This window comes from Pseudoalteromonas sp. BDTF-M6 (assembly GCF_018334135.1).
Classification (GTDB): Bacteria; Pseudomonadota; Gammaproteobacteria; order Enterobacterales; family Alteromonadaceae; genus Pseudoalteromonas.
Window position 1 is genome coordinate 185,400 of record NZ_JAGXTQ010000003.1, and the last position, 11,937, is coordinate 197,336.

General features: G+C 48.5%; 7 protein-coding genes and 1 riboswitch. Of the genes, 5 read left to right on the top strand and 2 right to left on the bottom strand.

The genetic code is table 11. From position 1 onward, the window contains the following. Positions 1 to 5: 5 nt before the first annotated feature. Positions 6 to 815 (top strand): thioredoxin domain-containing protein, encoded by an 810-nt coding sequence (locus KD147_RS08030; protein WP_212547465.1) that lies wholly within the window; start codon positions 6 to 8, stop codon positions 813 to 815. Positions 816 to 1,609: 794 nt separating this feature from the next. Then, entirely contained in the window at positions 1,610 to 3,982 is a 2,373-nt protein-coding gene (locus tag KD147_RS08035; protein ID WP_212547466.1) for a hypothetical protein, read from the top strand. An 87-nt stretch (positions 3,983 to 4,069) separates the two neighbouring features. On the opposite strand, the gene KD147_RS08040 is transcribed toward KD147_RS08035, so the two are convergent. Further along, a complete protein-coding gene (locus KD147_RS08040) occupies positions 4,070 to 7,141 on the bottom strand; it encodes an NEW3 domain-containing protein (protein ID WP_349304680.1) in 3,072 nt (1,023 codons plus the stop codon). 88 nt (positions 7,142 to 7,229) lie between these two features. Further along, positions 7,230 to 7,316, bottom strand: a riboswitch (cyclic di-GMP riboswitch). Positions 7,317 to 7,862: 546 nt separating this feature from the next. Next, on the bottom strand, positions 7,863 to 8,828 hold the full coding sequence (locus KD147_RS08045) for a ribonuclease Z (protein WP_212547467.1): 966 nt from the start codon (positions 8,826 to 8,828) through the stop codon (positions 7,863 to 7,865). 97 nt (positions 8,829 to 8,925) lie between these two features. Between KD147_RS08045 and KD147_RS08050 the strand changes: the two genes are divergently transcribed. From KD147_RS08050 to KD147_RS08060, 3 genes are all read left to right on the top strand, one after another. Continuing rightward, positions 8,926 to 9,183, top strand: a complete 258-nt coding sequence (locus KD147_RS08050; RefSeq protein WP_105189024.1) for a DUF3081 family protein — start codon at positions 8,926 to 8,928, stop codon at positions 9,181 to 9,183. A gap of 125 nt (positions 9,184 to 9,308) precedes the next feature. After that, a complete protein-coding gene (locus KD147_RS08055; protein WP_105254618.1) occupies positions 9,309 to 10,907 on the top strand; it encodes an AbgT family transporter in 1,599 nt (532 codons plus the stop codon). A gap of 69 nt (positions 10,908 to 10,976) precedes the next feature. After that, entirely contained in the window at positions 10,977 to 11,936 is a 960-nt protein-coding gene (locus KD147_RS08060; RefSeq protein ID WP_212547468.1) for a Solitary outer membrane autotransporter beta-barrel domain, read from the top strand. Position 11,937 lies beyond the last annotated feature (1 nt).

The window sequence follows — 11,937 nt, forward strand, 5'->3', positions numbered from 1 at the left end:
ACCCCATGTCAACATTTATACCCAAGTATATCGTCTTATTAATCGCTTTATTCTTACTCAATGGCTGTGAAGCAGAGGCAAAAAATACCGAGCAGAATAAGGTAGAGCAAGAACTAAGCGCATTAAAACAAGAAGTGAGTGAGTTAAAAAAACAACTCGCGACCATAGGCAGCCAGGTCAAAGACATTCACAACATCGCCCTGGCTTCGCAACAGCCAAAACACAAGACCCTGACCACACAGGAAAACTTTGATAATAACGATGCACTAGCAAAACTTGGTGAGGCGAGTGCCGGCCTAGCCATCGTCGAGTTTTCCGACTACCAATGCCCCTACTGCAAACGTTATGTCGACACCACCTTTACCAAGCTCAGAGCCAACTTTATTGACAAGGGCAAGTTGAAATATATTGCTCGCGATTTTCCGCTTGGGTTCCATAAACAAGCCAAGGGCGCGGCGATTGCGGCCAACTGTAGTTTACAACAAGGCGCCTACTGGCCGATGCGTGAACAGTTGTTTAACAACATGCGTCAACTGGGCGATGAGTTGTATCAAAGCAGCGCCGAGCAGTTGGATTTAGACATGGACCAGTTTACTAAATGCCTTGAGGATGAAGCGGTTCTGGCCAAGGTAGAGCAGGACATGAATTATGGCTCGTCATTAGGTATTCGCGGTACACCCAGCTTTTTGGTCGGTAAGGTTGAAGACGGTCACCTAATTAACCCGACCTTGCTGGTCGGCGCCCAAAGTTACGAGACTTTTGCCGCCGTACTGAATGAGCTGGCTGCAGCTCCAGCCCAGGAGGCCGGTGAATAACCTCATTTTTTGATAGCGCGAACTGGCTGCCCTAAGCCATCGACGCGCTATCTCTGCTTTGCCATCAAAAAGCACGAAGTCAGTCTCCGCACAACTCCCACAATTTTATTTTTAAACTAGTCCCTTAGCGTCTTGACACTGTCCCTTAGATCTCCGAGAACAATCGGTCTACTTTGTCTCAAAGTGTTCGTAACTGTTCACCTCCTGTTGAACAGCACCAAAATATAATTAACTCATTGATATTATTTAAATTAATCTGTCACCTCCAAGATTTTAACTGCTGCTTTTTTGCGCACAGTGTTACAGCTGTGAAACACCCACCTCCAGAAAAAAGCGAAAAATACAACAAAATCGTTTAAAAACATACATTTAAAACATTGGCGCAATGCTTGCTCATATCGCTACCAGATAAGGTTCTGCGCTATGGACACGACTTAAATATGGGCCGCCATAGACAGTAGCTAGACACGGCAAAAACGCCGAAACAAGTAGTAAAAAGCAAAGTGGACACTTTTTAGAAATCCAGCCTTATTCCGCAGTTAAAAGTGCCGCACTTACATACGTTTTATCAATATTAACGATTGACTGAGGTCATGATTATGAAACGATTTAACTGTAAGCAGCTTGTCAGAGCCCTGGGTGTCGCCCTGATAAGCACCGCTAGCCTATATGGCATTAGCACCACACCCGCACACGCCGGACATGAGATACCTCCTTCCCCAATTTGGCTCACCCCCGCCACCACAGCCAACTACTGTATGGCGGATGAGTACGTTCAACGAGGAGGTTCCGGCATGAAAGACGTCATTGGCGAAGCTTTGAATTGTACCGCCAACGATGTTGAAATCACCGAAGTAGTTCCGAAAGGCATTGTATTAGTAGACGAGGAGGGCCATAAATATATATCAAATGATTTGACCTGTACCCTCAACCAAACCTTTACCTTGGTAGCTGACGTAAAGGTAAGGGCTAATGCAGCCGAGCGCTGGGATACAACCTTTTATGTGCCCTTAAAAGAAGGCCAAGATCCCGATGTGATATCACAGGATAACCAAGCCTGTTCCAGATTGTTACCTATTCCCGATGGCACAAACGGCAACCCATATGTAGCGCAGCAGCTCGATGGGGATGCCTGCGGCGATATCGCTAAAGCCGACCTCACTGATGATCAATACATCTTGGAAAATGCTCAATTTACCATGATTTGTGCCGATGAAGACCCAGATGGTGACGGGCCTCTAACACCAGATGGTATGGCAGATTTCAATTATTGTGCTGCGTGGGACAATATTGAACGTAACAACTGTAGCGCTGATGATGGCCAGGTGCCCAATAACAAATCCAAGTGTAAGTGTGACAACTTCCCGATTGATGTGTTTGTTGAGCCTGACCCAGCAACTGTAACCAAAACTGTTACTCCATCTTCAGCGGAGGAACCTTACGGTCTATTTACGTACACAGTGAAAATCGAAAAAGCGCAGGATGCAAGCGGTAACCCAACAGGCGCCAATGTTAATATCACCGATATTACGGATACATATAAATCTTCTGACACGGCCAACCCAGGGCCTTATACCTTTGACTTAGATGATACAGATACCGATTCTACTCTAGGCAATGTGACCTTGCTCGGCGCAGGCAGCTACGATGCCGCTAATGCCTGCTGGAGATTGGACCTAAGTAGCAGTCCTGTAACTCTGACGAATTCAAGCCCTACCCTGGTTTGTACCTTTAGGGTGAGAATAGATGATATCGACTTACGAGACACAGATCCTAGGGATGAAGACTATTTTGACTTTATCCGCTTTAGCGCCACCGACAGTGAAAACCGTGGTACAGACGTAGGTGATGATACATGTAATCCATTTGATGCCCCACTTGTAGCTGGTGATAACTGCTCTGAGGTAGTTGCTGTTAAGATCACGAATGATGTCCCAAGCATAGAAGTCAGTAAAACTATCTGGAGTCTTGGTGCAGATCCCGTAGAGTTAACATCTATACCTGAACCAGGTGGTACAGTCGAGTTCAGAATTGAGGTCAAAAATACATCGGGCGCCCATGACTCACCCCTGACTTTGGAGTCATTGGAAGATGACGTGTACGGTGATCTCTTATCTCGGCTCGAAGGTGACTGTGACATCATGTCCACAAGTATTGCCTTTAACAGCAGTGTCAGTTGTAGCTTTACTGAGCTATTAACCGGTAACTTTGGAGATCAACACGACAACGAAGTAACTGCCGTTGCAAGGGATACCACTGAGGATCAAACAGCCACTGATGATGACCCAGCAACACTACTGTTTAGTGATGTTGATGCCATGATTTCACTGACTAAAACGCCTGACGTATCAAGCGTGCTGGAAACGGCTGATAATGCGGATGCATATCGCACCGTTAACTATACGTTCGAATTTACCAATACCTCGCCCGCGGACGATGTCACCTTCTTCCAACTTACAGACATTGAGTATGAATTGGATGGATTGACAAAAGTGTATATCGGCAGCCTAGCAGATATTTCGGATGATTGTATTGTTGATGGAGTTGCTTTAAGCGAGGAAATTACACTCATGCCGGGCGAATCAGCATCCTGTGTTGTAGCAATCACCGATATTCAGGGTTACTATGGGGACCTATACCGGAATGAGGCGGTCATTTATGGTTATGATGATGACCACGTCAAAGGCGAGGATGACCTTGAAGCTATGGCCGTAGCTCATATTGAATTCACCCCATCTTTGCCCTCTGCGAAAATGGATATGGCAACCAGCTCTCTAATCGTTGTTGAGATAGCTAATACCAGCCCAGTTCGCGATGCTAGACTCTCAACCTTAACGATAGATGGGGCATCTGTTCTTGATGGACAAAATGGTGGTAACTTTAGTATGTTGAATACAGGCGGTACCTATGATGGCGAGACCTACCTTGCTTGCACACGCCATGATCCGACTGACGATACTGATGTAATTAGTCATATCGTCGTTGGCGACCCAGCAGCGAACAAATACAGCTGCGCCTTCACCGTTGAATGGGACCCAGGTTTAGGCTTCCCACTACTCGATGTAAACGCAACGGACTTTAATATCTTTGTTGAGCTTACCGATACAGCGGGCAACACCTCAGGTGACTTTGTTGAAATCACTGTAACAACCGACAAGAATCCATAATAGCGCGCCTATTATGGTTCATAAAATAGCCAAGGAAGATGCCTTGGCTATTTTTATTTGTTAAGCTTTATAAGTTATAATTAAAAACTAACGCTTACCCTTGGCCTTATTACCACCGCCAGTGCTGCCACCGTCGCTGGCTAGAGTGACATTTACCGTTGCCGTAGACTGCAATTGGCCATCACTAATGGTATAGCTAAAGCTGTCACTGCTTTTAAAGCTTTTTGCCGGCGTGTACTTAATGCGACCATCGCTCAGTACCTGTACGCTGCCCTTGGCACCTTGAGTCGCACTCTTAACTACTAGGGTATCGCCGTCGATATCCTTGTCATTGCCAAGCACATTGATGTAAATGGCCGTTTTTGACGTCAGCGTTGCTGAGTCACTGTTGGCTACTGGGGCATTGTTCTGTTGCTGTGCCACACGGTAAACCAAGGTGCTGGTGCTGCTGTAGGCGGTATTTGCTACGTCCTTAGCCGTCAAGGTCAAATTATAGCTGCCGGCACTGGCGCTGGTCGGTGACATTACGCTCACACTGACGGTTGTGGTCGCACCGCTGGCCAGGGTCACAGTATTATTACTGGCACTCCAACCGCTTGGCGTAGCTATGCTCAAGTTATAGGTCGCATCGGCACAATCCTGATTCTGGTTAGTGATCTCGACGTTATAGCGTTGTACTGTGCCGGCATCAACTTCGCTGCCAAGCGCATCGGCCACAACTAGTTTTGGTGCCGCCAAACGACAACTGGCCACCGGCGCCGCTACCTGATAAGTAGCACTGGCCGAGCTCTGATAGCCGCCATTATCACGGTTTAGTGCAACCAGACTAAAGTCATACACACCGGCATTGGCATCCGCCGCCGACGTCACGCTGACGTTCAAAGTTTGTGATTGGCCAGGAGCCAAGCTCACACTTGGGCTAGTGGCTTGCCAACCCGCAGGCAGGCTCGCCTTTACATCAAAGGTTGAAGCTGCGCAGTTCGCATCGTCCTTGTTGGTTAATGTGCCCTGATAGGTAACCGCAGTGCCCGCCACTACCTCGGTAGCATTACTGTTGAGCAAGGTCCATTGTGGATTTGCCGATACACAGGCCGCCACTTGCGTTTCAACCACATAAGACGCAGTAGTACTGGCTTGATAGCGAGTATCGCTGATATTCACACCCTTAATGGTGACATCGTAGAAGCCGTCTGTAGCGGTCGTGCTTGAAGTAACGTTTAAGCTTACCGTGGTGCTTTGACCCGGCGCCAGGCTCACCGATTGCTGCGTTGCATTCCAGCCCGATGGTACTTGTGCAGAAACACTGTAATTGCTGTTGCCACACTCGACGCTGTCGTTATTCGTTAAGGTCGCGCTATAAGTTACGGTTTCACCGGCATTGGCCCAAACACTGCTGTTCGACGCCAGCGCAATACTTGGCTGCGCTGCAACACAGGTTTGCTGGCCTGAGTAGCTGATATTTACACCCACGCCTGAGCTATTGGCCCACTCGGTGGTGATGGTGACACCGGCCTCGGCATCATTATAGCTTTGCCCAGTTACTATGGCCGCGTCTGCCAAGTCATCACTCCCGCTTCTAGGAGTCACGTCTATCAGGATGCTACTTTCAATATCTGATTTGGATTCGTTGTAGTGCAGCAAGACGCCTTCGGTGAGCGGTTTACCGGCTAGAAAACTATCGAAACCAGTGCCTTGGCGATATTCCAGGTAGTAGTAAAGCGGCTCACCCGTGCTGGCATCGGTACCACGGCGAACTTTTAAGCCCTTGGCCTGACCTTGTGAGGCTTGCTCATAGGGCTCCAGTTGATAGCTACCATCCGCATCGGCGGTAATGATTTCACCGCGCTGCGCCGTTAGCCAGCCCAAACGCTCCTTATTGAACACATTATAGTGACCTTCTGAACGACCCATAATATCAAGCTTGTCGCCATAAGTAGAAACAAAGCAGGAGCCATCGGAATTACAACTTCTACCCTTAGCGTGCTTAAGGCCCAGATTGTGACCCAATTCATGGCCGATAATCTTAAGGTTAAGTTCGCCATTGATCCAGGCTCGTGATGGAGAGCCACCCACTGTCCCCTGGCCCTGCCATCCACAATTATTGTTTTGTGGCAGCATATAGACCAGGCGATCATACTGACTCAGGTCGATACCATTGTCTCTGGCCACCTGCTGCGCATAGCTGTCCATGTGGAAATATTCACAGGTGGTGTCGATAGGCATGGTGTAATAACCACGCACATCACCCGTGAGCCAGGTTTGGCCATAGGAAGCTTCCATGTAATAGTCGTTTACACGACCAAACACCATGTCTTCGACTTCCTGCGCCGTCCAAGGGCGAGCGCTAGCGTTGTCCTGGAAGTTCAGCATTAATACCAGTACTTTTTGCTCCCCCGTGGTACCCGTGAGTGCGGCTTGAGTAGAAACGCTGGTGCTCTCAATGTCACCACCGGCGGCAAGCACTTCTAGGTTATTTTGTTCTTCGCCCAGTACCAATGACGTTTGCGTATTGTCTTGCTCGCCATTATTAAATTGCCAGCCCTTAACGCGCACCTTGGCACCCGACTGCAATAAATGGGTATCGATATTATCCGGTACAAATAGCTGTACCTTTTTATTTGCCGTACTTAAGTAGTAGCTTAGGCGAGTTTGGCCCGGTTGCTCTGAATCTTCATACACCAATTCCAGCTCACCAACCAGCTCCGCTTGCTGTGCTAACTTTGCTTCGATATGAGCGGGCATGCCGGTACGCTTGGCTTTTGGCATCACGGTGCGCAATGCAGCATTAGCATCAAGTTGCAACAAAGCGTATTGGCTTGCCTGGCGTTCTAAAACGAGTTCTTGAAGCTGTTGTTCAAAGGCGGCATCGGAGCCTTTAACACCCTTAGTGGCACCCTTGTTGGCACGGCGAAGCTCACCCATGGTAGCGGCAAGGTCCAGGGTTTGTTGCTCTAATTGTGTTTTGTTTGCTTGAGTGCTGGCCTGATTGTCGACCTGCGCTTGTTTGAAAACCTGGCCGTGTTGCATCGTCTGGGCGTTTGCAGCGAAAAGATTATTTGAGGTAAAGCCCAAAGTAGTTGCCAAAAGTCCTAGGCCACAGGCTTTTAAAACAGAAGAAGAAAGTTTATTAGGCGTTACGACGCCTTTCGTTATAGTCACTACTAGAACCTCTCAAAGTTTGTATATCACTTCGAAAGCTCCCAGTACCATGACCAAGTCAATGACCGAGCTCTATCAACGCGCCTCTTTCGGTAACCCAGCTGCCCACCGCCTAAACCAGTTAGGGCCTGTGATTTTGCGTACATTAATTTCGTAATGTTTGCCGTTTCGAGAGTGCTTTCGAATCTTACTTCATGGACCATTGGGGTCCAAACGAAGGCGCATTCTAACAAGGTGATTTAAAGATTCTCAATGGTGAAATTGATCTTTTTTTAGACGATTTTTGAAACTTTTTATAAATCAATGGACAAGAAACGAACAAAATTGTAACTGAACAAGCCGTTCAGGATAAAAATGCGTAAAAAAGACCTTTTTTAGATAAAAATCTCGATTAACATCAACTGAACAGGGGATTTAGCTGGATTTTGTTCTTAATACGGGTGCATGCCTAACCATACATCATTCTTTAAGCACACCACAGAGCCGACATAAAAGTGAAAATCAATACGCTATAACCAACTGTATTTACTTGGATTATTGTTTTTATTGTGTGATTTTTAAACAATTGCAGTGTAACTATTATAAGAGCCCCAAAAACTCTGCTAACTGCCTAATGAGGCAAGGCTTTTTTGAATCAATAGAAGCGTAAATGACCATCCGCATCCATGCATTAAAAATGCAGATAGTTTGACCATACCTTACCCCTTAAGAATTCAGCCTATTATTCTTTACTGAACCCTGCTTGCACCACTACCACCTCGGCGTTTTTCGCCACCTCGACTATCATGCCATCGGTGGCCAAAAAAAGCCGACCTGAATATTCGGCCTTGGCCTCAACGAACAGTGGCTTCATGCCCTCTCCCGGAGCATAACGCGCACTAAAGTGGGTAAGCAGTAAGGCTGGCAGTTTGTGTTCTTGTCCATAGGCGCTGACACGCTGTACATCGCTGTGGCCTGTGTGAACGCCAACCTTTCGTAAGTCCGTAGCCAAAAAGGTGGCTTCATGAACCAGCAGGTGCACACCGGAAATCACAGGGTCTAAACAAGTGGGCGCTTCATTATCACCACAGACAATGATCACCCTGGGCTGCCAGGCTAAATAGGTGTAGTCACCGGCAGATAAAAGCCTGCCTTGGTAGCTAACGTCCTCACCTCGCTGCAGCAGGTTATAATGGGGTCCACTGGCTATGTGCTGCGCTTGAAGTCGGTCAATAGCCAACTTGCGCGGGATCTGAATTTCCGTAAATTTAAAGCCGTAACTTGGCACCCTGTGCTGCAATGGGCAGCTTTGTACCTCAACCCAACTAAAGGCCTGTTCATTCAGGCGTTCAAGAGCACATAACTCCAGATTAAAGGGCAAACTCCACTCACTCATTGCCATGGCGGCACGGACAAATTCAAGCACTTCTACAGGCGCCACTATCCTCATGGAGTGGGTGCGTCCCGATAGCCCCGCCGAAGCAATCAGCCCGGGTAGGCCGTAGCAGTGGTCGCCGTGCTTATGGGTAATAAACACGGCCTCAAGATGATAAAGCGATAGCTTACTTCTTAATATCTGGTGTTGAGTCGCCTCGCCACAATCGACCAGATACCAGGGCTTTTGATCGTCACGAAATACGGCATAAGCGGAAACATTTCGGCTTCTTGTTGGTGTTCCCGAGCTGCTGCCCAATACCTGTACCTGCACACGCTGACTCCTATTTTTCAATTAAACTCTTTACTTTTACGTCACTTGCCCAAAGATTATAACTAACCCTAGGCCACAAAGAAGCCGGATATCCGTTATGAAAAATGAAATAGACAGTAAAATCCTGCTACGCGCTTACGAGCATATTCAACAATATGGTGAACAAACCGAGCAAGGCAAGTTTTATCAGGGACTATACGCTTATTCCGATGTCGATGGTTACACCCTGTATCTGCAAGGCAGTGGTGTGCTCTTGCGTTTTGGCTTTCATAACACCTATCACCTCGACTATCAAAGCGACAAGAACAAATCGGATTTTATGAAAAAGCTGTTGAGTATTGGCAAAGAGCCCTAACTTCGCCATGCTCATTTTCCCCGTATTTCACCGCTTATAGGCGCGGATTTGCCGAAACACCATGATCCCAATGGCCATTAATGGTATCTTTGCTCCCATTTGTGACTCCAAGGGATAAATAAGGTATGACCAAGGCAGTATCCTCCGCCGTACCGGAACAACAAGAACAACAAAAGGGCTGGTTTAATCGCTTTCTCGCGACCGTCGAGTTTCTCGGCAACCTGCTCCCTCACCCCATTACATTATTTGCACTTTTCTGTGTTGCCATCGTGGTTATCAGCGGCATCGCCGACTGGGCAGGGCTGAGTGCCATCGACCCGCGCCCCGAGGGTGCCAAAGGCCGCGATCCCGATGGCGTTATCGAGGTTGTGAGCCTGATGAGTGCCGAGGGCCTAAGACGCATTTTCGAAGGCCTGGTTACTAACTTTACCGGCTTTGCGCCTTTAGGTACCGTGCTGGTTGCGCTGTTAGGCGTTAGCGTGGCCGAGCACTCGGGTATGCTTTCTGCAGCCATGCGTGGCATGGTCATGGGCGCCTCTAAACGCCTGGTGACCTTTATGGTGGTGTTTGCGGCCATTCTCTCTAATACCGCCTCCGAGCTTGGCTACGTAGTACTTATTCCGCTGGCGGCGATGATTTTCCATAGTCTAGGGCGCCATCCACTGGCCGGTCTGGCAGCCGCCTTCGCTGGTGTATCTGGCGGTTACAGCGCCAACCTGTTACTGGGTACCATAGACCCCTTGTTGGCCGGTATTACTACCCCGGCGGCGCAAATGATCGACCCGGAATATCAGGTCGGCGCCGAAGCTAACTACTACTTTATGTTTGTCTCGGTATTCCTTATCGCCATCCTGGGTACCTGGGTGACCGAGAAGATTGTTGAGCCGCGCCTGGGCAAATACGACCCAAGTGAAGCCAGTATCGATTTAGGCGAAAACAAAATTGAGCACCTCAGCCAACGCGAAAAAAGCGGTCTAAAATGGGCCGGTCTTACCTTCCTGGCCCTGGGTGTACTCTTGGCCTTTACCGTTATTCCGGATGACGGCATTTTGCGTCACCAAGCCACCGGCGAAATTAAGGGCTCACCCTTCTTAAAGGGCATAGTGGTGATTATCTTTATTACCTTCGCAATCCCGGGTTTTGTTTACGGCCGTGTTGTTGGCACCATGAAGAATGACCGCGATGTCATTGATGCCATGAGTAAGAGCATGGGCTCCATGGGCATGTATATTGTGCTGGTGTTTTTCGCCGCCCAGTTTGTTGCCTTCTTTAAATGGACCAACCTGGGTACCATATTAGCCGTTAACGGCGCCGCGTTATTGCAGGCGCTGAATCTGACCGGCCCCGAGGTGTTCGTGTTCTTTATCCTGATGTGCGCGCTGGTTAACCTTAGCCTGGGCTCTTCATCGGCACAATGGGCGGTTACCGCGCCTATTTTCGTGCCCATGCTGATGCTGATTGGTTACGCGCCAGAAACCATTCAGGCGGCCTATCGTATCGGTGACTCGGTAACCAACCTGATCACCCCCATGATGAGTTACTTCGGCCTGATACTCGCGGTGGCCTGTAAATACAAGAAGGACATGGGCATAGGCACGCTGGTCGCAACCATGCTGCCGTACAGCATGATCTTCTTCGTTGGTTGGGTGTGTTTGTTCTACCTTTGGGTATTCGTACTCGGTATGCCGGTGGGCCCGGGCTCACCAATCTATTACCAACCTTAATGATAAGAGCCGGCCATGTTGCCGGCTTTTTGTTAGCTGCTATAGTGTTTATTATTCAATTAGTTATTAATGACTCTTGTGCGTATTTTCTTCCTTATCACCCTGGTTTGCCTGCCTTGTTACAGCATCGCTGGCGCAGCAAAGCTACTGGAGCAAAACTTTGCCACGGCCATGGTGCTCACCAATGGCGAGTCGGTGAGCCTGGGTTATGGTCATTTCAGCAGTCCTGCGGCACTGTTTGATGATGACTCGCAAAGCGGCAATGAATTACGCCAGGACCTCAATGTGTTTAACGTCCCGTTTGGCATCAAGACCACCAGCCCGGAAATATTCAAAGAATATAACAGTCAGTTGCATCTGCAAGGCAGCTACATAGATCAAAAAAACAGCCTAAATCTTTTTAACCAAGAGCGCGCCGATAGCTTCGAAGAAAGCATCTATGGGTTTGGCGCCAACTGGATATTTGAACGGCCAATCAGCTCCAAATGGTGGTTCGGTTTTGGCGCTCGCCTGCAGGGTTTTCGTTATTACAACGACTACGACTATAACTCTCAGCTCAGCAGGCAGGTATTGGCGCCCGCCCTCGATGGCAGCGTGGTTAACATCAGCGCCAACGCCCTTGTTGCCAGCCCGCATGTAGAGATGATGTACCGCCTACCTCGCCATTGGGGCTACTATGAATATAAAACCAGTTATAGTTATTACTACGGCACCACACTGGTGGAGCCTTCGGCCTTGGGTAAAATCAGGCCTGAGGGCTGGCGTTACCAAAGTGGCATTAAGGCGCGCTTCGACACCGCGCATATAGGCGAGTTTACTCAGGCCATCTATATTAAGGCTCATCGCGTCGATCTAGGTGGTGACAGCGCCAGCTCGTTTGCTACGAATCATTTTTATGAATATGGCGTGGGTGTCTTGCTCGATACCAGTACCTGGTCTTCGTGGCTGGAAAACATTGGTATTGGCCTAAACTATCATCATGGCAGCGCCCTCGAAGGGGGCAGTATAGTGCTCTATTTTAACGAGTAGC